21 protein-coding genes are annotated in these 26,155 nt (G+C 41.5%); 11 read left to right on the top strand and 10 right to left on the bottom strand.

The features are described from left to right. Positions 1-2: 2 nt before the first annotated feature. Positions 3-902 carry an ATP phosphoribosyltransferase gene (gene hisG / locus C2M33_RS01580; RefSeq protein ID WP_054563881.1) on the bottom strand — a complete coding sequence of 300 codons (900 nt, stop codon included), beginning with the start codon at positions 900-902 and terminating at the stop codon, positions 3-5. A 345-nt stretch (positions 903-1,247) separates the two neighbouring features. Between hisG and C2M33_RS01575 the strand changes: the two genes are divergently transcribed. Both C2M33_RS01575 and C2M33_RS01570 read left to right on the top strand, forming a co-directional pair. Further along, positions 1,248-1,481, top strand: coding sequence for a hypothetical protein (locus tag C2M33_RS01575; RefSeq protein ID WP_054563880.1), 234 nt, complete (start codon positions 1,248-1,250; stop codon positions 1,479-1,481). Positions 1,482-1,571: 90 nt separating this feature from the next. After that, positions 1,572-2,537, top strand: a complete 966-nt coding sequence (locus C2M33_RS01570; RefSeq protein ID WP_105173508.1) for a sensor domain-containing diguanylate cyclase — start codon at positions 1,572-1,574, stop codon at positions 2,535-2,537. A gap of 27 nt (positions 2,538-2,564) precedes the next feature. Here C2M33_RS01570 and C2M33_RS01565 read toward each other — a convergent pair whose 3' ends face one another. The 5 genes from C2M33_RS01565 to C2M33_RS01545 all read right to left on the bottom strand — a co-directional run bounded on the left by C2M33_RS01565 (position 2,565) and on the right by C2M33_RS01545 (position 8,238). Next, entirely contained in the window at positions 2,565-3,848 is a 1,284-nt protein-coding gene (locus tag C2M33_RS01565; protein ID WP_054563878.1) for a cation:proton antiporter, read from the bottom strand. A gap of 225 nt (positions 3,849-4,073) precedes the next feature. Beyond that, entirely contained in the window at positions 4,074-5,153 is a 1,080-nt protein-coding gene (locus C2M33_RS01560; protein ID WP_105173507.1) for a mechanosensitive ion channel family protein, read from the bottom strand. A 65-nt stretch (positions 5,154-5,218) separates the two neighbouring features. Beyond that, positions 5,219-6,751, bottom strand: coding sequence for a DHA2 family efflux MFS transporter permease subunit (locus C2M33_RS01555; protein WP_063707471.1), 1,533 nt, complete (start codon positions 6,749-6,751; stop codon positions 5,219-5,221). Between the two features lie 7 nt (positions 6,752-6,758). Further along, on the bottom strand, positions 6,759-7,799 hold the full coding sequence (locus C2M33_RS01550; protein ID WP_105173506.1) for an HlyD family secretion protein: 1,041 nt from the start codon (positions 7,797-7,799) through the stop codon (positions 6,759-6,761). A gap of 13 nt (positions 7,800-7,812) precedes the next feature. After that, complete coding sequence (locus C2M33_RS01545; protein ID WP_063707468.1) at positions 7,813-8,238, bottom strand: MarR family winged helix-turn-helix transcriptional regulator; 426 nt, start codon at positions 8,236-8,238, stop codon at positions 7,813-7,815. 362 nt (positions 8,239-8,600) lie between these two features. On the opposite strand from C2M33_RS01545, the gene C2M33_RS01540 reads away from it, so the two are divergent. The 5 genes from C2M33_RS01540 (at position 8,601) to C2M33_RS01520 (ending at position 15,863) form a co-directional block, all read left to right on the top strand. Then, complete coding sequence (locus tag C2M33_RS01540) at positions 8,601-10,796, top strand: M4 family metallopeptidase (RefSeq protein WP_105173505.1); 2,196 nt, start codon at positions 8,601-8,603, stop codon at positions 10,794-10,796. A gap of 68 nt (positions 10,797-10,864) precedes the next feature. Beyond that, positions 10,865-12,727, top strand: coding sequence for a M28 family metallopeptidase (locus C2M33_RS01535; protein WP_105173504.1), 1,863 nt, complete (start codon positions 10,865-10,867; stop codon positions 12,725-12,727). A 104-nt stretch (positions 12,728-12,831) separates the two neighbouring features. Further along, on the top strand, positions 12,832-14,748 hold the full coding sequence (locus C2M33_RS01530) for an ATP-dependent DNA helicase (RefSeq protein ID WP_105173503.1): 1,917 nt from the start codon (positions 12,832-12,834) through the stop codon (positions 14,746-14,748). A gap of 10 nt (positions 14,749-14,758) precedes the next feature. Next, positions 14,759-15,451 (top strand): tRNA (adenosine(37)-N6)-threonylcarbamoyltransferase complex dimerization subunit type 1 TsaB, encoded by a 693-nt coding sequence (tsaB, locus tag C2M33_RS01525; protein WP_105173502.1) that lies wholly within the window; start codon positions 14,759-14,761, stop codon positions 15,449-15,451. An 88-nt stretch (positions 15,452-15,539) separates the two neighbouring features. Further along, positions 15,540-15,863 (top strand): hypothetical protein, encoded by a 324-nt coding sequence (locus tag C2M33_RS01520; RefSeq protein ID WP_062565644.1) that lies wholly within the window; start codon positions 15,540-15,542, stop codon positions 15,861-15,863. An 88-nt stretch (positions 15,864-15,951) separates the two neighbouring features. On the opposite strand, the gene C2M33_RS01515 is transcribed toward C2M33_RS01520, so the two are convergent. After that, positions 15,952-17,241, bottom strand: a complete 1,290-nt coding sequence (locus C2M33_RS01515; RefSeq protein ID WP_063707462.1) for an alkaline phosphatase — start codon at positions 17,239-17,241, stop codon at positions 15,952-15,954. A gap of 110 nt (positions 17,242-17,351) precedes the next feature. On the opposite strand from C2M33_RS01515, the gene C2M33_RS01510 reads away from it, so the two are divergent. From C2M33_RS01510 to C2M33_RS01490, 4 genes are all read left to right on the top strand, one after another. Next, complete coding sequence (locus C2M33_RS01510) at positions 17,352-18,203, top strand: alpha/beta fold hydrolase (protein ID WP_063707459.1); 852 nt, start codon at positions 17,352-17,354, stop codon at positions 18,201-18,203. 118 nt (positions 18,204-18,321) lie between these two features. After that, on the top strand, positions 18,322-19,983 hold the full coding sequence (gene fadD, locus C2M33_RS01505) for a long-chain-fatty-acid--CoA ligase FadD (protein ID WP_063707457.1): 1,662 nt from the start codon (positions 18,322-18,324) through the stop codon (positions 19,981-19,983). A 48-nt stretch (positions 19,984-20,031) separates the two neighbouring features. Beyond that, complete coding sequence (gene rnd / locus C2M33_RS01500) at positions 20,032-21,162, top strand: ribonuclease D (RefSeq protein ID WP_105173501.1); 1,131 nt, start codon at positions 20,032-20,034, stop codon at positions 21,160-21,162. Positions 21,163-22,482: 1,320 nt separating this feature from the next. Further along, positions 22,483-22,734 carry a hypothetical protein gene (locus C2M33_RS01490; RefSeq protein WP_063707448.1) on the top strand — a complete coding sequence of 84 codons (252 nt, stop codon included), beginning with the start codon at positions 22,483-22,485 and terminating at the stop codon, positions 22,732-22,734. An 84-nt stretch (positions 22,735-22,818) separates the two neighbouring features. Here C2M33_RS01490 and C2M33_RS01485 read toward each other — a convergent pair whose 3' ends face one another. From C2M33_RS01485 to C2M33_RS01475, 3 genes are all read right to left on the bottom strand, one after another. Beyond that, positions 22,819-23,649 (bottom strand): sugar phosphate isomerase/epimerase family protein, encoded by an 831-nt coding sequence (locus C2M33_RS01485; RefSeq protein ID WP_105173499.1) that lies wholly within the window; start codon positions 23,647-23,649, stop codon positions 22,819-22,821. A gap of 68 nt (positions 23,650-23,717) precedes the next feature. Continuing rightward, the gene (locus tag C2M33_RS01480) at positions 23,718-24,473 is read right to left on the bottom strand and encodes a gluconate 2-dehydrogenase subunit 3 family protein (protein WP_105173498.1); all 756 of its coding nucleotides are present in this window, start codon (positions 24,471-24,473) and stop codon (positions 23,718-23,720) included. Positions 24,474-24,475: 2 nt separating this feature from the next. Continuing rightward, entirely contained in the window at positions 24,476-26,155 is a 1,680-nt protein-coding gene (locus tag C2M33_RS01475; RefSeq protein ID WP_055199003.1) for a GMC family oxidoreductase, read from the bottom strand.

Here is a 26,155-nt window from a genome sequence, read left to right as displayed (position 1 = left end):
AATTACTCCATCATTTTTTCAATTGGCATAACAAGAATTGAGTTGGCACCCAGTGCTTTTAACTGTTCCATTGTTTCCCAGAAAAGGGTTTCGCTGCTAACCATGTGTAGTGCAACATAATCGTCGCTACCAGCAAGCGATAGTAAAGTAGGTTGGCCAGTACCCGGTAGTAAGTCGCACACTTCATCAAGCTTTGCTTTTGGTGCGTGTAGCATGATGTATTTACTTTCTTTTGCTTGGCGTACACCACGTAGACGCGGCATTAACGTGTTGATTAAATCAAGTTTGCTTTGATCAGTAAGGTCTTTGTTTTGAATTAAACATGCATTTGATTCTAAGATGGTGTCGCCTTGCATTAAGCCGTTTGCTTCTAACGTTGCACCAGTAGACACTAAGTCACAAATTGCATCAGCTAAACCAGCACGCGGTGCGACTTCAACAGAGCCCGTTAACATGACTGTGCTTGCGTTAATGCCTTCGCGTTTTAGATATTGGCTTAAGATTTCTGGGTAAGTAGTGGCAATGCGTTTACCTTCGAACCAGCTTTTATCTTGTGGGCCAAGCTCTTGTGGCCATGCAAGCGCTAGGCGGCAGTAGCCAAAATCAAGTTTAGAAAGTTTATTCACTTCAAATGCCACACCTTGGCGTTCGCGCTCGGCTTGTACTTCGACAAGTACGTTCTCACCAACGATACCTAAGTCACACACACCGTCCATTACAAGGCCTGGAATATCGTCATCGCGTACACGAAGTACATCAATTGGCATGTTGGTAGAGTGTGCGATTAAACGTTGTTCACGAAGATTTAATTTAACACCAAGTTGTTTTAGTAACTCTTGGCAGTCTTTTGATAAGCGGCCGCCTTTTTGGATGGCGATTCGTAAACGGTTGGTATTGCTCATTATTCATTTTCCTTTAATTCAAAAACTAAAAACCCCGAGGGAACCTCAGGGCGAAAATAAATAATTTGGTTGATTGCTCGCCAGAGGTTCCTTTTAGGAATAACCTCTCAGCGAAAAACCTGACAGGCTATTCCGGTGAATGATGGTGATGATGGATAGTTGTCAGATTGAAGCGCATAATTTTTCCTGTATTGCACTCGTTTGTGTAAACCAGTGCGTAAATCTGTTTAAATAAGTTATGTATATAGATAAACATGCTTTGCTAATATTTGGCAAGCATTTTTTTTGCGAAATTAAAGTATATGCTATAACTGCCGATAATAAATGGATAGATAGGAGGTACAAATGGATATCATGATCCCCTTTTTAGGTCGAATTACGCGCTTACAATTGGAAAGTAAAGGTGCGTTTCACATTGCGGGCGTAAAAGATGCGAACGTGCAGCGAATTGAGCTTGAAAAGCGTCAAAAGCGTGAAATAGAACGTCGTAAAAAAGCCGCAAAAAAAGAAGATAAAGGCAACAAAAGTGCCATAGAAGAAGATGAAGAGGGTAATAAACACCTAGATACATGGGCTTAATACTCAATATAAAATTTGTTTTTATGCAACTGTGCGGTTTTTTCTGCTAACGTTAAGAAACACTTGTGTTGTAACTTACAAGGCAATTCAATGGAACGACCCTCAGTACCATTAAATGAGCAAGCTAGGCTTGAAGAGCTTCGCTCATTAGATGTTTTAGACTCTCAAAGTGAACCCGCCTTTGACCGAATCACTCGCCTTGCCCAGCAATTTTTCTCTGTACCTATTTGTGTTGTCAGCTTAATTGATGAGCATAGACAGTGGTTTAAGTCATGTGTGGGGCTTGATGTAACAGAGACCGCAAGAGACATTTCATTTTGCGCCCATGCTATTTTATACAAAGACCCGCTAGTGGTTGAAAATGCCTTAAACGACAAGCGCTTTGCAGACAACCCACTGGTAATGGGTGACCCAAATATTCGCTTTTATGCGGGCTGCCCAATTACACTTAAATCAGGAAATAGGATAGGCACTTTGTGCCTTATCGACCATCAACCGCGTAGTTTTAACGAACAAGAAACTAAAGCGCTAATAGACTTTGCTGCAATCGTTGAACGAGAGTTTGCAATCGTGCAGTTAGCAACTACCGATGAGCTTACTTTATTGCCTAATCGTCGCGGTTTTATTAGCACCGCAGAGCATTACCTTGATTTGTGTATTCGCCAGCATTTAAAAGCAAAATTAGTGTTTATTGATTTAGATAATTTTAAAGCAATTAACGATAAATTTGGTCATGCAGCCGGGGATAGAGTACTGAGAGATTTTGCAGGATTACTAGAAAACTGTTGTCGCAAGGCTGATTTATATGCACGTTTGAGCGGTGATGAGTTTGTGATTTTATTTACAGATTTAAATACCAGCGAATGCGACACCATAATGCAACGCTTATTGTTGTCATTCAGTGACTTACCTAATAGCTTTAATAACCAAGTTGAACTTGGCTTTTCTTATGGTATTGCCGATTTTTCTGATCAGCAACCTTGTTCACTGACGAAGTTACTCGCTGTTGCAGACGCGCGAATGTATGCCGATAAAGCACAAAAAAAGGCTCGATAATCGAGCCTTTAAAGTAAAAAGTACTGCTTAATTTTTCGCTTCTGCTGATTGAATACTACTTTGGATCAGCGGCGAAATTGTTAAACCTTGTACGATAATCGAGAAGATCACTACTACGTAGGTGACAATAACAATTAGGTTGTGAAGATCAGAGCCTGCAATCATTACTTGATCGCGTGGGATGGCAGCTGCCATTGCCAGCGCTAAACCACCCCGCAAGCCACCCCAAGTGAGTATTTTCACTGAGTGCTTATCGTATTGGCGATACTTTTTAAAGAATACAAATGGCGCACCTACACTTATGAATCGCGCTAGCAACACCACAGGTACCATCAGTAAACCTAAGCCAATTTCTTCAAGAGTAATAGGCATGGTGACGATGAGCATACCGATAATCAAAAACAGCAAGGCGTTTAAAAAACTATCGGTGGCATGCCAAAAGTCTTTCACGTAGCGAGTATCTTCAGGCCCCGTACGCTCTGTTGCTTTTGAACGAGTAATATTGCCAAGTAAAATACCACTGGTGACCATAGCAAGCGCACCTGAGATTTCCCAAATATTCGCTGCTGCAAAGCCGGCTGTTGGAATGGTCAAGGTTAGTAGCAAACGAATGTTCACATCGCGGCTATTAATAATTAAAAAATGCCCGACTAACGCAATCACGAGACCAAACACGATACCGCCAATTGCATCAACTAAGAACAATTCAGCAACGTCAGTAAAGGTGGCTTCGGTGCCATAAAAGGCCACTGAAAATATCGTTGTGAAAATCACCAAACCAATACCATCATTAAACAAAGACTCACCTTCAACTTGCACAGAAATACCTTCTGGGGCTCGCATTTGTTTAATAATGGCTAACACTGCAATCGGGTCGGTTGGGCTGATCAAAGCACCAAACAACAAGCAGTAAATAAACGGTACAGGCCAGCCTACAAAAGCAAACAAATAATAGCTTAAGTAACCAACAATGACCGTTGAGGTTATGGTTGAAAATAACACTAATGCGGTAATTTCCCAGCGTTGCTTACGAAGGGCTGCTAAGTTGATTTCCAGCGCACCTGCGAACAGTAAAAACCCGAGCATGCCTTTTAATAGCAACTGATTAAAGTTGATACTTGAGACAATTTGAGTCATTTCGAGGGCCGTGCTATCACCGAGCATTTTAACCGCAAGTATAAGAAGTAAAGAAATAACAACAGAGCCTGTTGTTATAGCAATCGTGGTTTGCATTTTGAGGATATATTGGTTAGCAAAAGCAATAAAAATAGCTAATGCTGAAAGAAAACAAATGAGGTACCAAGCATTCATTGTTTGACCTTAAATATTTGTATAACAAGACGCAGAAAGCTGTCACTTTCTGGCCGCATATAGTACGCCTCTAATATAGGTATGTCACAGTGTTTATGCGATTTTTATGACATTTTAGAGTAAAAATTCAAGGGGCTGATTGCATATGTATAATCGCTGTTAATAATGTCTCAAAAGAGACAAAATAAACCTGATAAAAGCGCAATAGTGATAACCTCAGTTAGGTCAATCAGCCTGTTTAAATTGAGCTGATTCTTGGCTGGTATTAATTGCCCTAATTGGATAAGGGATCACAATTCCTTCTTCTGCGTAACGTTGATGTAATGCTTTGATAAACGCAGATTTCACCCAAAAGCGATTAAAATACTCTTTTACTCTTAACATGACGGTAAAGTTGATACTTGATTGATCAAAGGTATGAAAGACCACAAAGGTCTCGTAATCGTCGATGCCCCATTCATGGCTTTTTAAAATCTGTCTTGCTACATCCAAAGTCACTTGCTCAACTTTTTCAAGGTCTGAGCCATAATGAACACCCACCTCAACGGGAACGCTGAGCTCTTTTTCGGGATAAAAGTAGTTAATGATGCGTGATTTAGACAGCTGACTATTGGGGATGACTATCATGTTGTTAGGCAACATTTTTACCCAGGTTGAGCGCCAACCAATTTTTTCAACAAACCCTTGCTCGCCACTTTCAAGCTCTATAAAGTCGCCGACCCGAATAGGTTTATCAATCACCAACTGAACGCCAGAAAAGAAGTTTTCGAGTGTCGGTTGTAAAGCCAAAGCGACGGCAAGAGAGGTAATGCCCAAAGAGGCAATAATCGGAGTGATTGATATGCCTAACGTACCTAATAACACCAATAAACCAACACATACAATTGCACAGCGGATCAAGCCTTTAATGATGCTATGACTATTCGAAACCACTACTGAGCGGGCACTGTAATAATCAACGGTGCCAAATAAGAAATGGTCTAAAAATAACACTAAGGCAAAAATACAAATGGCTTTAGCGGTGGCCGCAATAGGTAAGGGGTGTTCGGCCATAAAGCCGGTGGTGTTTAATAACTGACCAAAAACGATCACAAGCACCATCATTGTGCATAAGGTTAATGGTGTAGAGAGTGAGTCAACCAGTAACGAGTCGAACACAAAGTCAGTACGTTGCGTCCACTTTTTTAGGCAGTAGATGATTACAAACTTTAATAAAAACAAAGTTATGGCAGCTAAAATTGTGCCGCCAATAACGATTAACCAAGGCTCATTTAGCCACTCGCTTTGTATCAGTTCAGTAATCATGTTTAGTCCTTAAACCCTAGGTACTTAGCTTTGCTGCAAGTTATGTACCTAGGGAAAATATAAGGCTATGCGGGTTGTAAACTTGGTTTTTTACTGCTGAATAATAAGATTAACGGCGTGGCAGCTAAGGTGATCCACATCATTAATCTAAAGTCTTGCAGGTAGGCTAGTGTTGCTGCTTCTTGATTAACCATGGCGTTGAGTTGGCTAAGTCCTTTTGCAGAATCAGTATTGACCAGACCAGCATTCGCAGCCTGTTGTAAAGATTGATTAAATGGCGTTATAAACTCGCTGAAAAATGCATGATTGATCTGCATTCGCTGCGCTAAGTAAGTCATCACAATCGAAATACCAATACTACTGCCAATGTTACGCATCAGACTAAATAAAGCGGTCCCTTCATTGCGGTATTTTGGCTCTAATGTCGCAAAGCTAATAGTTGATAGAGGCACAAATAAAAAGCCTAATCCCATGCCTTGTATCACCCCAGTACTAATAATATCGAATGAACTACTATCACGGGTAAATAACGTCATTTGCCATAGCGAAAACACGGTTAAGCCAAGCCCGAGTAAAAGTTTGTAACGAATGTCGACTTTACCCGAAAGCTTACCTACGATGATCATCGCAACCATGGTGCCCATACCGCGTGGAGCAAGCAGTAGCCCAACATCGATTACTGGGTATCCCATGAGTGATTGCATAAATGGGGGGAGCAACGCCATCGTCGCAAGCAGTATAATACCGATGATAAAAATGAAGATAATACCAATGGTAAAATTACGGTCTTGAAAAATAGCGGGGTCTATAAACGGGTGTGATTTAGTAAAAATATGTGCAACAAACAAATAAAATGCACCTATTGCTAAAATGGCTTCAACGACGATTTCTGAACTCGCAAACCAATCTTCTGATTGGCCTCGGTCTAGCATCATTTGTAAAGCACCAATCGCGATAGCTAAAAAGGCAAAGCCCAGGTAATCAAAGCGCCTTGAATTATCAATCGCAGTTTCTTTAACAAAACTTGAGATACCTAACCACGCCAAAATACCAAACGGTAAATTGATATAAAACACCCAGCGCCAGTTATAGTACTCAGTCAACCAGCCACCTAATGAAGGGCCTAAAATTGGCCCGAGCATCACACCGACGCCCCACATTGCCATGGCTGAACCATGTTTTTCTACAGGGTAGGTGTCGAGTAACACTGATTGAGAAAGCGGGACTAAACTGGCGCCAAAGACACCCTGTAATAATCGAAATAAAATTATTTGGTCAAGATTTTGCGCCGCGCCGCAAAGCATTGAGGCCACGGTAAAACCAATTACCGACCAACTAAACACGCGTTTTCGGCCAAATTTAGCTGTTAAAATACCGGTTAAGGGCATGCATATTGCGGCTGCAACAATATAAGACGTTAAAACCCAAGAAATTTGGTCTTGGCTTGCCCCCATGGCACCTTGCATATGGGGCAAGGCGACGTTGGCAATAGTGGTATCGAGTGCTTGCATAATCGTTGCAAGCATTACTGAGATGGCAATCAGTCCTTTGTGGCCATCAGCGTTCTCGTTGCTATCTGCTGTGGTTGATTGCGTCATGGTAGGCCTACAGCGTAATACCGAAAAGGCTGCGTTTATGACCTGTTTCAATATGTGGAATTGCACTTAAACCTGCTCTTAACTCAGGTAAATCAGCCGATTGCTCAATACTAATGCGAACAGGAACACGTTGCGCCACTTTTACCCAGTTACCAGTACCATTTTGCGCCGGTAAAATTGAAAACTCTGCGCTGGTGGCTGGACTTAAGCTATCAACAACCCCATGCCAATGCAGATCTGGGTAGGTATCAATTTCAATATCAACAGCTTGCCCTTGGCGAACATAAGTAAGCTCTTTCTCGGTTAAGTTAGCCTCTAGCCAAAGATGCTGACGAGACACTTGTGTCATCGCTGCATTACCGGTCGCAAGGTATTGGCCATGCTTAGGCGGCTCGCTAACAATCCCCGTCAATGGTGCATAAATGTTTGTTCGCTTAAGGTTTAACTTAGCTTGATCGAGTTGAGCAATCGCGGCTTTGTAATCCGGGTGTTGTTCAACGGGTGCATCGACTGAGCCACCTAATGATTGAGCGATACGCTCAAGATCCGCTTGTTGTGCTACGACACCTAAGCGGGCTAGATCACGGTTTTGATCTGCTTCATCGTATTCAGAGGCTGAAACATAATGTTTTGTCAGTAGGTCTTGTTGACGCTTTTGCTCTTTTTCAGTGAAATTTAAGTGGCTGTTAGCTAACGCTATAATCGCTTCTTTTTGATGGTAACTCGCTTTAAGCTCAGCAAGGGTTGTTTTTACTTGCGCAACTTTTGCTTCTGCTTGTGCAACAGCCATTTTATAAGGCGTTTGATCTAAACTAAATAACAGTTGTCCTTGTTCGACAACTTGGTTTTCTTTGACAAAAATTTGATCAACCACGCCCGAAACTTCTGGGCTTACACGCACTATATCAGCCTTTACATAGGCATTATCAGTTTCGACGGTTTGACCTCCAGCTAAATATAGATAGCCACCAATAACAGCCATTACTGCCGGTATTCCAACTAACAGAAAGGCACGTTTTAAGCCATTGCTTTTGCTCGACGCTTGCATAGTTACTCCTGCATTATTCTTTGTTTAGCAAAGTGTTACGGATAATTTGTAGGGCGTGTTTAAACTCGTCAGCTTGCTGTTGGCTCAAATCACCAAGAGCATGTTCGATGACCTTATTACCCGCTAGCTCAATTTCTTTTAGATGATCATCAGCGTGCTCGGTTAAATAAATAAGGTAGGCACGACGGTCACTCGGATCAGGACGACGCTCAACTAATTGTTGTTGCTCAAGTTGGTCTATTAGCCTTGCCAGAGTCATAGGTTGTACTTCGAGTTTGTCGGCTAATTCAACTTGTCTAACACCTTGTTGTCGGGCGACGTACTTGAGTGCTTTTGCTTGTGCGAGGGTTATTGATGAACCTTCTAATTGCTGGATAAAGTTTCGGCGCATTAATCGCGTAACATCCGCGAGTAAAAAGCTGCAGTTGTAATTAGACATAGTAAACAAACCATATAGTAACGTTTGCTTATTATATGCTTGGCTTTGCTTTTTTCAATACTTAATGATGATCTATTTTGTTGTAGCTAAAAATAAAACAGGTACGAATGTATCCAATTTGTTAATGATCTGTAATTATATTTTTACATTTCAAGGTTCTTGGGTTAACAAAATAATCACAATTCAATATTTAACTTATTGTTTTTTAATAATATGTATGGTTTTTTGAATAATTTAAATGTAAATTTTTTGTTTCATTTTCAATTTCGCTCCATTCAATCTAGGCTGGTCACTAATCGGGAACAGTGCAGTCCGGTTACTAGGAAAATATTAAATACATAACAATCTAACGGAGCGTAAACGTGAATTTATCTAAAATCACATTAGCAACTCTTGCTGCTTTTGCTTTGACTCAAGCAACAAGTGCAGTAGCTGCGAACAAGAAATACCTAAACGAACAAACAGGGATTAACCAAGCTTTGCAAACCAATGCATCATCAGTATTGAGTGCAAATCCAAATCAGTTAGTTGGTTTAGGTGCAGGGAATGATTTAGTTGTATTAAAAGAAATCAAAACCAGTAACGGCAACACCACGCGCCGTTATCAGCAGATGTATCAAGGTCTACCTGTTATCGGCGATACGGTTAGCCTTACATTTGATGGTAATGGCCAATTAAAGCGCGCACATGGTGCAGCGGTGTATGACATTGCCGCCGACATCGACTCAGTGTCTCCGGCACTGAACAAGAAAAAAGCAATGGCAAAAGGCCTTGCTAACTCACCAGCTGCAATTAAATCAGTTGGGTTAAAAAAGCATAATGAAAAAACACGTTTAGCTATTTGGCTGGATGAAGACAGTGTTGCACACCTCGTGTATGAAGTATCTTATGTGACGTATGGCGACAACCCATCTCGTCCATATCAAATTATTGATGCTAACAGCGGTGAAGTTTTATTTAGCTTCGATAACTTACAACATGCCAGTGCAACAGGCCCAGGTGGTAACTTAAAAACGGGTAAGTACATTTATGGTACTGATTTTGACAGCCTAGATGTTGCTCAGTCGGGCAGCACTTGTACGATGAACAACGCCAATGTAAAAACCATTAACCTAAATGGTGGTACAAGTGGTTCGACAGCATATTCGTTTACATGCCCAGAAAATACCTTTAAAGAAATTAACGGTGCGTACTCGCCTTTAAATGATGCGCATTATTTCGGTAACGTAATTTTTAATATGTATAACGATTGGGTTGGTACTGCGCCATTAACTTTCCAATTGCAAATGCGCGTTCATTACGGCAGTAATTACGAAAATGCGTTTTGGGATGGTAGTGCTATGACCTTTGGTGATGGTCAAAATACCTTCTACCCACTGGTTAGTCTTGATGTATCGGCGCATGAAGTAAGCCATGGTTTTACCGAGCAAAACTCAGGCCTCGTTTATTCTGGTAAATCAGGTGGTTTGAACGAAGCGTTTTCTGATATGGCAGGTGAAGCGGCTGAGTTTTATATGAAAGGCTCAAACGATTGGTTAGTGGGTCAGGAAATCTTCAAAGGTAACGGTGCACTTCGTTACATGAATAACCCAACCCAAGATGGCAGCTCGATTGACCATCAAAACAATTACTACTCTGGTATGGATGTGCACTACAGCTCAGGTGTATTCAACAAGGCATTTTATAACCTTGCAACCACACCAGGTTGGGATACGCAAAAGGCATTTGTTGTGATGGCGCGTGCTAACCAACTTTACTGGACAGCCAGCACAAACTGGGATTTAGCAGGTAATGGCGTGATGGATGCGGCGTGTGATTTAAGCTATGACCCAGCAGATGTTCAAGCGGCACTTGCGGCGGTGGGTGTGACTTCAAGCTTAAGTGCGGGTAGTAGCTGTGGCACGACTGAGCCACCTCCAAGCGGTGATGAAGAACTAACTAATGGCGTTGCGCGCACAGGGATCAGTGGTGCAGCGAAAGATCAAATGTTCTTTACTCTTGAAGTGCCAGCAGGTGCAACGAATTTACAATTCAATACAACTGGTGGAAGTGGTGATGCAGACCTTTACGTTATGTATGGCGCAAAACCAACACTGAGCAACTTTGATTGTAAAAGCACTTCATCTACTAGCACAGAAAGCTGCGCTATTAGTAATGTGCAAGCGGGTACTTACTATGTAATGGTAGAAGCGTGGAATCAAATTTCAGGTGTATCACTTACAGGTAGCTTTGATTCGGGCAGCGGTGGTGGTGTAACACCAATTAACCGCACTGAGTCTAACTTAAGTGTTGGTACAAATAGCTGGACTCGTTTCACGCAAGACCTCGATGCGGGTTACTCGTCACTGGATGTGACTATTTCTGGAGGCTCTGGTGATGCTGACTTGTATGTGAACTTTGGTTCGCAATCGACAACATCTAGCTATGACTGCCGTCCTTATAAAAACGGCAATAGCGAAACCTGTACATTTACAAACCCACAAGCGGGTACTTGGTATATCGACCTTCGCGGCTATCGCGCTGCAAGTGGTGTAACTCTCACCATTTCGGCTAACTAGCCACCCTTTTAGGGAGCTTCGGCTCCCTTTTTTATTTTATTAAAATACACATCATAAAAGGATTGATTATGACAACCCGTCTAACGCAGTGCCTCGTGGGTTTTGCCACGCTATCACTGAGCCAAGTAAGTTATGCAGCGCAAGACGAAACAATTTGGGTCACCATTGATGCCCTTGCTGCACAACATTTTCAACAAGATACAGTGAGTAAACGTAAACAAAGCAGTAATTTTGCGATGCAAAAATCGGCTTTGAATCAAGTTAATTTTATGCGCGTTAACAAGCAGGATATTGCTGGTTTAAGTGAGTTTATGCACGATAACTATCATCGCTGCGGTGGTTTTGTCGCCCATGAATCATTAGCAGATGCCGAGCTTTATACTCAGCAATTAAATGCGGTTTCGCAAGGTACAATGAATGCGAGCCTTGTTAATTACAGTATTGATAATGCCGCGACAGTTAATGCGCTACTATCATCGATTGATAGTAGTGAACTGAGTGATACGGTTAATAGCATGATGAACTTTCATAACCGATATTATGCAGTGCAAAGTGGTGTTGATGCAGCAGATTGGTTAAAGGGCCATTGGCAACAAATAGCCAGTAGCCGCAGTGATATAACTGTTGAGTATTTTAACCATAGCTTTTCTCAATCATCAGTTATTGTGACCATTCCTGGTGCAGAAAAAGCAGATGAAATCGTCATTATTGGTGGTCATTTAGACTCAATCAATCAGTCTAATCCAAGCAATGGTCGAGCTCCTGGTGCAGATGATAATGCCTCGGGTATTGCAGTGCTCACACAAACCCTAAAAGCAATAGTGGAAAATAACTACCAACCTCAGCGGACCATACAAATTATGGGTTTTGCCGCTGAAGAAGTAGGCCTTAGAGGCTCAAAAGATATTGCCCAAAGTTATAAAACACTGGGTAAGAATGTTGTAGGCATGGTGCAGTTTGATATGACTGGTAATAACGGCAGTAGCACAGATATTGTGATGATGACCGATTACACAAACTCGTCGCAAAATCAGTATTTATCTCAGTTGCTCGATGCTTACCAGCCCTCAGTGAGCTATGGCTTTGATCAATGTGGTTATGGCTGCTCAGATCATGCCTCTTGGTATCAACAAGGGTTTGCCGCCTCAATGCCATTTGAATCAACAATGAGTGACATTAACCCTTTGATCCACACATCAAATGATGCCCAATTTGATGCGGCTCACGCGAGTAAATTTGCAAAACTAGCAGTGAGTTATGTTGCTGAAATGGCAAAAAATGCCGGTGATGTAGTAACGGAGCCGACTAATCAGCTTGAAAATGGCGTAGCTAAAACGGGTTTGGCGGGCGCAGCAAAAGAGCAGCTATTCTTTACGCTTGAAGTACCTGCAATGAGCAGTAACCTTGAGTTTGTAACTGAGGGGGGCTCCGGTGATGCCGATTTATACGTTAAATTTGGCAGTAAGCCGACCTTACAGGACTTTGATTGTAAAAGCACAACCTCTACAAGTAATGAAAGCTGTGTGATGTCGTCAGTTCAAACTGGCACGTATCATGTCATGGTTGAAGCGTGGAATGAGATTTCGAATGTGTCACTCACGGGAAGTTATAGCAACTCAGGTGGCGGCGACAACGTTGATCGAACTGAGACAAACGTGAGTGTTGCTACCGGCAGTTGGCAGCGCTTTACTCAACAAATACCAGCAGGCCTTGGTAATTTAACGGTGACGATTACTGGCGGTAGTGGCGATGCAGATTTGTATGTTAACTATGGCTCAGCGTCAACAAGTTCAAATTATCTATGTCGGCCCTACAAAAATGGTAACGAAGAAAGTTGTCAATTTGAGAACCCACAAAGTGGAACTTGGTACATAGATTTACAGGGTTACCGAGCTGCATCGGGCGTGACATTAACGATTCAAGGACAATGATTTAAATGCAATCATACTTTTAACCATGAGGAAGCCTTGCTTCCTCATTTAGTCTTGCCCTTGGCAAGTCAGTTACGTAAAATCTGCCCATCACTTTTAATCTATTGGCGAAGTTTATCAAACAACTTTTCAGTGCCACTGGCCCCCTTGCAATTTCTCTTGATGGATATACTCCTCGGCAGCCACAAATTGACATGGCTGTTGCAGTTGACGATGCCTTAAAAAAACGTCACCAATTAGTGGTTGAGGCGGGCACAGGCACGGGTAAAACCTATGCTTACTTAGCGCCTGCGTTAAAATCAAAAGGCAAAACCATCATCTCTACGGGTTCAAAAGCACTACAAGAGCAGTTGTTTCACCGTGATTTACCCAATTTAGTCAAAGCACTGAGCGCCACTAAAAAAGTCGCCCTTTTAAAAGGCCGCGCGAATTATTTGTGTACGTATCGTTTAAGTCAGCATGTTGCGCATGTGCCAACTGATGATCCTGATGTAATGCATCAACTCGCGATGGTGGCAAAGTTTGCAAGTGAAACCCGTTCCGGCGATTTAGCAGATTGTATCGGCATAGAAGAAGATGCCAAGGTACTGCCTTATGTTAGCTCAACTGCTGATAACTGTTTGGGTAAAGAGTGCCCCGATTTTCAAGATTGCTATATTCGTAAAGCGCGCTTAAATGCCATGGAAGCTGACGTGGTGGTGATCAACCATCATTTATTTTTTGCCGATATGGCCGTGAAAGACACAGGCTTCGCGGAATTAATGCCTACGGCAGATGCCTATATTTTTGATGAGGCGCATCAGCTTAGTGAAATTGCCAGTGACTATTTTGGTGAAAGTGTTAGCACTAAAAAGCTGGTGGATTTAATTAATGACTTACGAGCAATATACCGTGCAGATATCCCGGATATGCTGCAATTAGGTAAAACCCTCAACAAGTTAGAAACCAGCGTAGCAGATTTACGCTTACAGTTTGGGGTTGATGGTAGCCGAGGTGATTGGCGTGAAAAGCTGGCTGATAAAGATATTTGTGCAGCACTGCACCGGGTCATTAGCGACCTCGACTTTTTATACCAAGTATTAAAGTTATGCTTAGACCGTAGCGAAAAAATAGAGCATCCATTTGAGCGTACACTGGCCTTTAAAGGTCAGTTAGAGCGGGTATTTGATACCGCACAAACGGGCTATAGTTATTGGTACGAAACCACTCGCCGATACCTAACTGTGAATATTACACCGCTTAATGTATCGGCTAAATTCGCTCAGATGATGAAAGACACAGGAGCAGGTTTTGTGTTTACATCGGCGACTTTATCAGTCGATAACGACTTAGCGCATTTTAACGCTAGCCTTGGCTTAAAACCAACGCAAAGCATGATTGTTGAAAGTCCATTTGATTATCAACAACAAGCACTACTTTGTTTGCCGCGCTACTTACCTGAGTCTCATGCGAATAATATGCCCCATGCAATTATCAAGCTGACCCTTGAGTTAATTAAATCAGCTAAAGGTCGCTGCTTTGTGCTGTTTACTAGCTATCGTATGATGCACTTAGTGGCGGAAGGTTTAACCACGCAAATGGATTATCCGGTTTATATGCAAGGGCAAATGTCTAAACGCATTATCCTTGAGAAGTTTACCCGTCATGGAAATGCCGTTTTACTCGGCACAGCCTCATTTTGGGAAGGCGTAGATGTTAGAGGCAGTACATTAAGTTGTGTTATCATTGACAAATTGCCGTTTGCCGCACCAGATGACCCATTATTGCAAGCAAAAATGCAAGATTGCCAGCTGCAAGGTAAAGACCCATTTGCGCATATTCAATTACCTCAAGCGGTCATTGCATTAAAGCAAGGGGTAGGGCGACTTATTCGCGATAGTAAAGATAAAGGTGTGTTGGTTATTTGTGATAACCGCTTAGTAACACGCCATTACGGCCAAGTATTTTTAAAAAGTTTGCCACCCATGCGCCGCACGCGCGACTTAGCAATGGCAAACGCGTTTTTAGAACATATCAATTAGAGTAACTTAGATGATTAAACACAATATTCTTGCCTTAGATGCATCAACTGAAGCGTTATCGCTGGTGCTACATTATCAAGGGCAAACATTTCATCATTTTGAAGAGTGCCCACAGCAGCACAGCCAAAAGATTTTGCCTTTAATTGATGAGTTACTCGCAAAGGCGCAATGTAAACTAACCGATTTAGATGTGATTGGCTTTGGTCAAGGACCGGGTAGCTTTACGGGCGTGCGTATTAGTGTTGCGATTGCTCAAGGTTTAGCGTATGCCGCACGTTTACCTTTGGTTGGCGTATCAACATTGCAGATGATGGCGCAACAAGCGTCTGAGCAAGACCAAGCCAGCGATGTGTTTTCTGCGATTGATGCACGTATGGGCGAGATTTATTACGCTCACTATAAAGCTGATGATAATGGCTTAATGCTACTTGTTGATGAAGAGCAAGTTATTAAACCTGAGTTGCTTACGCTACCTGAAATAGCGGCAACTGCGGTGGGTACTGGCTGGCAGACCTATCCTTCGCTTGTTTCAGAACTTGCAAATGTAAGTCTAAATAAAAACATTTTATTGCCTGATGCGAAGTATATGCTTGCCTCGGTTGCAACGGCTTTTGCTTACGGTGATACAGTGACTGCAGCCAATGCACAGCCTAAATATGTTCGTGATACAGTGACTTGGAAAAAGCTACCAGGCCGAGAGTAACAGAGATATTAACTGAGAGAGTAACGGGACTTGCGTGCCCGTCAGTTATGGCACATAATTTAGTCATGTTTGATGTGGAATTACGAGTTTGACTTTACCTATTGGCTCAGGCTTTTATACTGGTGACATTCCCGGTCAATATAGCCGTAAAAATACCGTTACTGATAAGCCTAAAGCGATATCAGACCAAACGGCTGAGCAAAAATCGTCAACAGAGTATGTTAAATCAAGCCCTCAAGCTGTTGCTATTGCTGATGAGTTTAAAGCTGAGTCGCAAAGCTATCAGCAAACAATTTATGACAAACCAAGCAACCCAAAAACCAGTCGCGCTATTTCAACCTATACGGAATTTGCTAACTTAGAGCGTCGCGCCGAAGTGCAAAGCCTTATTGGCGTTGATGTATATGCTTAGCTAATTGCTAATACTGAATTCACAAAAAAGCCTAAACAAAATGTTTAGGCTTTTTTTATGATTGGATTGGATTACTAAGGTATATAAATTACTGCTTAATAAAATCAATCAGCTTGTCGGCAATCGCGGTATTGTTTTGCGAACCGTAGAAATCTTCTGCACGTTTACCATAGGCAAACACTTGCACATCAATAGCGGTGTGGCCGCCAGTAGTCCAACCCGTGAAGCTGGCATGATTGATGATATCTTTTACAGCAAGTAGCAGTGCTTTCTCGCCCATTTTCTTAGCTTCGCTTAGCTTAATGCTGTTAGCATCAGTGAATTCGATATCAGAATACTTTTGCCATACTGCTTTTAAGTCATCGCTTTCAAGTAGATCTTTTGTGATAGTGCCAGCTGTTGCTTTAACACCTTTAATTACGTCAGTTTCCCACTTATATTGACCATGAGCACCAAGTGTTAAGCCACCTGTTGAGTGGTCGGCAGTGATAACAAGCAGAGTATCAGGGTTTTTATCAACATACGCTTTTGCTTGTTCAATCGATTTAGCAAAGTCGTCCATTTCGCCCATAGCACATGCGATGTCGTTTGCATGACCACACCAGTCAATTTGGCTGCCTTCGATCATCACAAAGAAACCTTTGTCGTTTTGACCATCAAGTAAATCAAGCGCTTTAGTTGTCATTTGCGTAAGGCGCGTTGGATTTTCGTCAAGCGCAAACGGTAAACCTACTTCAGCGAATAAACCAAGTGCTGGAACCTGTTTTAAGTCACTCATTGCTGCAAAGTCATCGCTGTACTGATAACCTGCTGCTTTAAACTCTTCCACTAGGTTACGGTCTTCACGAACGTAATATTTCGTGCCGCCACCTAACATTAAATCAACCGGTAATTTACCCGCGATTTTGTTATCGATATAGTCGTTAGCAATCTCGTCGTAGTTACGGCGTGATTCGTTATGTGAAGCAAAGCTTGCTGGTGTAGCGTGGTTAATTTGCGAAGTAGCTACGAGTGCTGTTGTCATACCGCGCTCTTTGGCAACTTCAAGCATGGTTTTTACTGGTTTTTTATCAGTATCAACAGCAATTGCACCATTATAACTTTTATGACCACTGCTCAGTGCTGTTGCACCAGCAGCGCTGTCTGTTACATAGGTATGATCGTCTGGGTAGGTATGAGCCATACCACGTAAAATCGTATCGAAAACAGTTGGGTCAACAACTTTAGTATTTGGATCATCTTTAAAGTAACGATATGCAGTTGTGTACGCTGGGCCCATACCATCACCAATCATATAAATGATGTTTTTTGGTGCTGATTCAGCCATTACTGAGCCTGCTGAGCATAATAATGCTAAAAGACTTAATTTTAATTTCATTGATGTAACCTTATTATTGTGCCCTTATTTATACTGCGAGGATTATTGTATACTAGCCAGACGATAAATAAACGCCTTTAAGTTGAAACGCTTAATAAATAGGAGCAATTGTGCAACCTTTTTCTTTTCAAACTGGCACTCAGGCAATGCATGGCCTAACCTTTGGTCATGGCGAAGAGGTTGTGATTGCCTTACATGGTTGGCTTGATAACGCACATAGTTACATACCTATGTTACAAAATGCGCAGCTAAATCAGCGCTGGTATTGTCTTGATTTTCCTGGCCATGGTTTATCTGATTGGCGAAGTAGTGACGCCCATTATTACTTTATTGACTACATTGATGACGTCTATAAGTTTATTGAGTCGCTTGATGTAACGAAAGTGCATTTAGTTGGTCATTCTATGGGCGCCATGGTGGCTGGCGTTTTTGCTAGTTGCTTCCCTGAAAAGGTCGCATCGGTAAACTTTATTGAGGGGATCGGCTGCGCTACAACTAACAGCAATGAAGTGAGCAGCCAACTTCGAAAAGCAATATTAAATAGAGCGCGGGTAAACAGTAAAGGCCCTCGCGCATTTGACTCAATAGCGCACATTATTAGTGCAAGGCTTGCAAGTGGTGACCTTGAATACCCACAAGCAGAGCTTTTAATGACACGAAATAGTTACGAAAAAGCAGGGAAGTGGTATTTAACAACCGATCCAAAGCTTAAAAATCACTCAGGATTTCGCTTTGATGAGGCGCAATGTATTGCAACCATCAAACAAATTAACGCACCATGTCAGCTTCTCTTAGGAGATAAGGGTTACCCTTTTGTTAGGGATAACCTAGAGGCATATGGTAAATATTACAAGGAGTTAAAAATTCATGAGATACCTGGAGGTCACCATTGCCATATGCAAAGTCCTGCATTAACCTTAGAGCACATTCATGCATTTATTGGGCAGTATAAAGCAAGTTAATTGTATAATTGCACCAAATGTGGGATTATCTGCACCATTAGAGTATTTACTCCATTGAGAAACGGCCTTAGTTAGATTAAGGTTATTAAAAAAATATAATTATAAACAGGAGCTAAGAGTGGAAAAAATCTGGCTTAAACGCTACCCAGAAGGTATGCCTGAAACAATCGACCCTGAGCATTATCACTCGCTACTCGACTTGTTTGAAAAAAGTTTTGCTGACTATAGTGACCTTCCAGCCTTTACCAACATGGGTAAAGTGTTGACCTATAGTGAGTTAGACAGTGCTACAAAACGTGTTGCGTCGTACATTCAAAATGATCTTGGTCTGAAAAAAGGCGACAAAGTAGCGGTTATGATGCCGAATCTACTGCAAACGCCTGTGACTATTTTAGGTGTTCTTCGTGCAGGCTGTGTAGTGGTAAACGTAAACCCACTTTACACCGTGCGTGAATTAGAGCATCAGTTAAATGACTCAGAGTCATCAGCAATTTTCATTCTTGCTAACTTTGCCGATACCCTAGAAAAAGCATTACCAAAAACCAACGTTAAGCACATTGTGGTTACCCAAGTGGGTGACATGGTGGGCGGCCTTAAAAAGCACATCGTTAACTTTGTGGTTAAGCACGTTAAGAAAATGGTGCCTAGCTACACATTGCCAAATGCAATCAAATTTGCAGATACGCTTGCTGGTAACGAAGCAAGCTATAAAAAGCCAGCAGTTGATTTAAATGACTTAGCATTCTTGCAATACACAGGTGGTACAACGGGTGTATCTAAAGGTGCAATGCTATCGCATGGCAACATGGTTGGTAACCTTGAACAAGTATCAGGTTGTTTAGACAAAGTATTAGAGCGCGGAAAAGAAGTGGTTATTACGGCACTGCCGCTTTACCACATCTTTGCTCTGACTGCGAACTGCCTAACATTTATGAAATACGGTGGTTTAAACGTACTTATTACGAACCCTCGTGATATGCCTGGCTTTGTAAAAGAGTTAGCACAACACAAGTTTACCGCGGTAACGGGTGTAAATACGCTATTCAATGGTTTACTAAATACCCCAGGTTTTGCTGAGCTTGATTTCTCAACATTAAAAATGTCACTTGGCGGTGGCATGGCGGTACAACGCCCAGTTGCTGAAAAATGGCAAGCTGTAACGAAAACCAAATTAATGGAAGGTTATGGCTTAACTGAGTGTGCACCACTTGTAACGGTCAGCCCTTACGACCTTGAAGGTTATAACGGTTCAATTGGTTTACCAGCACCTAGCACTGATATTAAGCTTATGCTTGAAAATGGTGAAGAGGCAGCAAAAGGTGAGCCAGGCGAGCTTTGGGTTAAAGGCCCACAAGTTATGCAAGGTTATTACAACCGCCCAGATGCAACAGCCGAATGCTTAAAAGACGGTTGGTTTGCAACGGGTGATATTGCAACTTACGATGATGAAGGTTTCTTCTATATTGTTGATCGTAAGAAAGACATGATTATTGTATCTGGCTTCAACGTGTTCCCAAATGAGATCGAAGAAGTTGTTGCTATGCACGAAGGCGTGCTTGAAGTGGCAGCTATTGGTATCCCTCATGAGGTCAGTGGCGAACAAGTTAAAGTTTTTGTCGTGAAAAAAGATCAATCTTTAACTGAAAAAGATATAATAAAACACTGTCGTGATAATTTAACGAACTATAAGGTGCCTAAACTCGTTGAGTTTAGAGATGAACTACCAAAAACAAACGTTGGTAAGATTCTAAGAAGAGCCTTAAAGGACGAAAAGAAATAATTAAAGCCGGCATTAGCCGGCTTTTTTATGGTATAGAAAGGGGTATAAGTGCAATATCAACTGATCGAAACACAAAATCAATTAAATGATTTTGTAGAAAAAATTACAGGTAAACCGGTACTGGCAATTGATACCGAGTTTATGCGTCGTCGTACGCTTTACCCTGAAGTTGCACTTATTCAAGTATATGATGGTGAGCATTTAGCGTTAATCGACCCTCTGGCTGAGTTGTCGCTTTTTGATTTTTGGCAAGTACTTAAAAACCCAGAGGTGTTAAAAGTATTGCATTCACCGTCAGAAGATATTGAAGTGTTTCAAAAATATGCTGGCTTTGTACCAACACCACTGTTTGATACTCAATTTGCACTGCAAATATTAGGTCATGGTAACTGCATGGGCTTTGCCCACATGGTTAAAGAGTTGCTTGATATCGAAATTGATAAAAGCGAATCGCGCACTAACTGGTTACAGCGACCGCTAACAGAAAAACAACTAGATTATGCCGCTGCCGATACGTATCACTTACTGCCTTGTTTTGAAATTATTAAAAAACAAATTGATGAAGCTGGCTTTTTTGACATCGTGATCAGCGAAAGCGAGTTAGTCGCGCAAAAACGTGCTTACCAACCACCAGCAGATCAGCTTTATAAAGATATTAAAAATGCTTGGCAATTACGACCGCACGACTTAGCAGTATTACGCGAGCTTGCTGCATGGCGCCGCGAAAAGGCAGAGCGCAAAAACCTCGCTCTTAACTTTGTAGTAAAAGAGCACAATATGGTTGAAATTGCTAAGCGTAAGCCTGCAAGTTTAAATGCGTTACGCAGAGTGCCGGGTGTTGAGCCAATGGAAGTGAACCGTTCGGGCGTTGAAATTTTAAAATGTATTGAGCGTGGTAAAGCCGTTCCTGTCAACGAACAACCTGCACAATTAAAACGTTTAATTGATTTTCCGGCTTACAAAAAAGCCGCTAAAGATATTAAACAAAAAATTACCAAAGCTGCAAAAGAGCAGGGCATTCCTGAAGATGTATTAGCCTCTAAAAAACAGATTAACCAGCTTATCAGCTGGAATTGGAAGCTCGATGCTGATGAGCGTAAAGCTGCATCAAAGCCAGATCTGTTTAACTCATGGCGCTATGAGTATGTGAAAGACGTACTTAAAGAGTGGCAAAACTAAGTAACTAACTTTTTAAAGGGCTTTTTATGCTTTGACTTGCATTAAAAGCCCTGAAACTTACTGCGTTTACGCGTAACCTCTAACCAATGCAGTAAGTTATTATCATATCGTTTTAATCGTTGTTTTTGTTTCGACGTTAAATAATAAAATGGCGCGAATATAAAGTAGCCATGGCCAATGATTACCACACAATTAAAGCCATATTTAGAAAATTGTTTAATTTGTTTAGTTTTGTTCGGTTCAATATGAACATTCCCAAACACTGAACTGTAAAAAATTCCATGACGACATATAGTCAGCTCATTTTTACTGCTCAATACCAACAAAATAATTATTAACGATGTAAGCATAAAAGCTAGCAAAAGTAGCTCATAAAGCGGGTGCTTTTGGGATGTCGCTTTTAGAATAGACAATGTTAAAACAGCTAAAGTCACGAGGATCGCAAGTGTGCTTTTCTCTGAACTCTTCCTTAAATTCAATACGTTCATTCTCAGTCCTTGAGAGGCTTTTTTAATATAGTACTTCGCTACTTAGATAATACAATCTGCCGAACAAATGAAAGTAAACGCTGTTTTTAATGTTTTATTATTATTTTTTGCAGTGTAATTTATTTAGCTTGTTGAAATTAAATGAGATATTAAACGATGAAAGATATAAGAATATATGTAAAAGAGGGTGGTGTAATAACTCAAGGTATATATCTGCATTAAGGATACTGAGTCATTGATAACGCCCGAATTATTCTTTGCGTATATTTACATGGAAATGAACGATGCGAATATATTATAGTGTTTAACTTTACATTAAAGTCTTAAAAAACTTTGTAATAGCAATTCTTTAAGTAATTTTTTAAAACTATATAAAGATCAGGAGGGGACCACATAACAAACCGCTGTAGACCTAGTAGAAACTTGCTTGTTAATATAGCCCATTCCTTTTTGCCTCTATGCGAGATGGGGTACATCGAAGGATATTCCCGCAAATTATTTTGACATTGGTATTCTTAAAATATAAATGGATATTATGAATGGAAATTTAGGAGCGCTTTTGTGAAAGGGACTGCATTCATTCTTCTCATCGTTGTTGTTTTTGGTATTCTTAAACTCATTGCTCCGAAGATTGTGCCGTTTTTGCCTGAGTGGGCAAATGGGCTCATTTTTCTCATTGTATTTTTTAGTTTTATGTTTTCAATTTGGGCGATTTATCTTTAAACACCGAAGAAAGGACGATTAGCTGTTTGTTTTAAAGCGTATAACAAACAATTTAAGCCGTCATTCGGTCGTTTCCACAGTGTGTTTTTGGCATCAATAGGATTAAGATATGGAAAACTATGTACTAGCTGGTTTGGGGTTACTGGTACTGTTCAATATATTGATTAGTTTAGTAATTTATAAAAGAAATGATTTTGAAACTTTTCAAAAAGTAGCACAAATAGTGTTGGTTTGGTTACTCCCTGTCATAGGTGGAGCGGGAATCTTGATATTCTATAAAAGTATAGATAAACCAATCAGGAAACCAGAAAGCTTTGCAAAACGTTCTGAAGGCAATAGCTCCTGGCAAGATGAACCCTAATAAAGAGCTATGAGTGAACGACTATTCAAATTAAATCCAAGCCATGAGCTCACTAGTTTAAAGTGAGCTCGTTCCTAAATAACCTTATAAAACAAGTAAGATCTTATCTAAGTTTTGTTTTGATTTAGCAACGCTTTGTAGTGGGGTTAGTCCGCTTGGGTATTCTTCTTGCTCAAGCACTAACCACTTGGTGTTGCCGTGCGACTCTAAAGTATCGATGATGGCAGGCCAATCAATGTTGTTTTCGCCGATAATAGGGCTCATGTTGCTTCCCTCAATCGTACGTACTTTAATGTGTGTAGCAAGCGTGCGGTTAGGGTACTTTTTAATAAAGTAGATTGGATCTTTAGCTGCGTAATTGACCCAGCCAATATCTAACTGCAATGGCATGGTCTTGGGGGTATTACTGGCAATGTAATCCCAAAACGTTGCATTATTAAAAGCATTAAACTCTTTATTATGATTGTGAAAACCGATCTTCATATCAAAGCGGGTCGCATAATCACTGACTTTAGTAAGCTCTTTAACTAGAGATTTAACTCCCTCAGGGTGCCATGCTCTTTCATCCCAAGGTACATAAAGTGTAGTAACGCCAAGGGTCTTGTAAAACAGCAGGGTGCTATCAATAGTGTTTTCACTGAGTGCATCAAAGCCTATATGGGCACTACTGGCAACTAAGCCTAATTCACTGAGCTCTGCTTTTAAGGCTGCTGGATTATTTGAATATGGGCCAAAGTCTCCGGCAAACTCCACGCCGTCAAACCCCATTTCGGCAAGAGACTTAAGCGTACCATGAAAGTCATTTTTTAAGGTGTCTTTGACTGACCATAGCTGCACACTCACTGGCAGTTTTGCGAATAATTGACCACTAAATACAAGGCTAATAATGAGCAATAAAATGCGGGTTTTAAACATTCTTCAATCCTAAAAAAAGCAGGGGGCTGACCCCCTGCACTGTGTTACAAATAACACAAGGGGGAAAGTTAATCGATATAGGCGTACTCGCTTAAACCAAGCTCAGCTAAAACCTGATCTAAATGGGCTTTTGCTTCATCAGAAGGACCAGGGTAATCACCTGCAATAGGTACATTACCAAGGTAACCAATGTCTTTACAGCCTTCAGGTGTACAGAAAAAGGCAGCAAGCACTAACTCTTTAAAGCGTAAAAAGGCTTTACCAATACGCTGAAATTGCGCAGGTGTTTGCTCGTTTAAAAACGCAATATCGTCTAAAATCGCGCGATGTTGCTTTTCGTTAAGTGCAACAAATTGCTTTTTAAAACGAAGTTGTGCTTCATCGTTAAGCCATGCTAATGAATTTAAAATTTTAATTCTATCGCGTTGTTGGCCTTCATACGGTGCGCTCACCCATTCATTTATAACAGCCGGTACTTGTAGCTCACTGGCTGAAGGAATAGCGCCTTCGCGCGGTACAATGTAATCAGATAAAAGCGCTACTAACGTGAGTTCGTCTGCGGTTAAGGTCAGTGGCCAAGGTGATTCTGGTGGCATCACCAAATTAGGATCTTGGCCATAGCCTTTAGCGGTTACAGGCTTGATATCTAAATCAGGCCAATGCTCTTTTGCAGAGACTGCAACGTCATCTTCCAGTGCTTTTGTGCAGCCAGCAGTTAAACCAATCGCCGAGCCCGCAGCTAATAGACCAAGCCATTTTAAAGACTCACGGCGGCTCATGTTTGAAACATAGTTATATGAGTCGTGTTCGTTACGATGATGCATAATTAAAGTACCCCGTTATCAATTTGTTGAGCAAGCCAAGTTGAATTACGCATTGCCAGTGTCATGATGGTGAGCGTACAGTTTTTATGAGGGTTAGAAGCAAATACACCCGCATCCATTACAAATAGGTTATTACAATCCCATGTTTGACCCCATTGATTGGTGACAGAGTCTTTCTTTGAGCTGCCCATTCGTGTGGTGCCCACTTCGTGAATGATTTCGCCACCTTTTGAAATTGCTTTTTCAGCAGGTGGGAGTTCGCCAACGGTCGCACCCATGTTTTCTAGAATTTGCTTCGCAGTTTTTAAACCATGTTCGATTTGCTTTAATTCTCTGTCAGACCACTTAAAGTGGAACTTTGATACCGGAATACCCCATTTGTCTTTAACGTTTTCGTCAATTTCCATGTAGGTATCTTTGTTCGGTAACATCTCGCCACGCAGAGCAAAACCAACGTAAGAGCCATATGCATCACGAATTTGCTGTTTAAGGGCAGGGCCATAGCCTTGTTTATCACCCGATACACCCGAGCCTGGTTGTCTAAAGCCACCGCCAATTTCAAAGTGATAACCACGTGGGAAATCTAATTCATTGTTAGCTTGTGCTTGATGACCCCACCAAGGAATAAATAAGTGATTAGCGGTATGTCCATCTTCGTTATAACGTGGGCGACCTTTAAGTGCCGGAATTTGCGCACCTAACCATGCACCCGTCGAATCCATCAAGTTTCGACCTACTTGGCCACTTGAGTTAGCAAGGCCTTTAGGGTGCTTTTGATTCTTTGAATTTAATAAAATACGCGCTGATTCACAGGCGCTGGCGGCTAAGATAACCACATCGGCATCAATAGCATGTTCGGTTACCGTGTGTTTATCAACATAAGTTACGCCAGTGACTTTACCTTGCTCATCAACTTTGACTGATTTAACCATGGCATCAGTAATAACTTTTAAGTTACCAGTGGCTTTTGCCATAGGTAATAGCGATGTAGTAGTTTGAAAAGCAGCACCAATTGAACAACCAGAGCCACAAGGCGTTGCATAAAAACACGCCATGCGATCATCTTTCGGGCGAGTTAATACCGCACGGTGCATAGGCACTGCTTGAATGCCCATTTTCTTTGCAGAAGCGGCAATTAAAAGCTCAGGAACACGCGGCTTTGGTGGTGGCTGTAAAATACCCGGTGACGAATCTGGCATATCTTCATGGCCTGTATTGGTGCCACATACACCCACAAGTTCTTCGGTTTTATCGTACCAAGGTGCTAAGTCAGCGTATTCAAATGGCCAGTCGGCACCATGACCATCACGGCTTTTGCCTTTAAAATCGTGTTCACTAAAGCGTAATGAATAGCGGCCCCAGTGGTTAGTTCGACCACCTAACATACGTGCGCGCCACCAATAAAAGTCGCTTCCTTTGGCGCTGGTATATGGCTCATCAGGTACTTGCCAGCCGCCATCAACGGTTGCATCGTAAAAGCCAAAGTTTTTGTCTTTGTTACCTGCACCCATAAGTGGGGCTTCGTTGTTACGACGAAACATCGGGCTTTCTGTTTTCGGGTCATAATTACGACCCGCTTCAAGTAATAACACTTTGTGGCCAAGTTTGGTTAGCGTATAAGCGGCCATTGCACCGCCAGCACCAGAGCCAACAACTAATACCTTATGTTTAAAATCAGACAT

The sequence above is a fragment of the Pseudoalteromonas sp. T1lg122 genome (assembly GCF_002964825.1).
Taxonomy (GTDB): Bacteria; Pseudomonadota; Gammaproteobacteria; order Enterobacterales; family Alteromonadaceae; genus Pseudoalteromonas; species Pseudoalteromonas gelatinilytica.
Note: the sequence above shows the minus strand (reverse complement) of the source record. Positions and strands in the feature narration are given on the sequence as shown.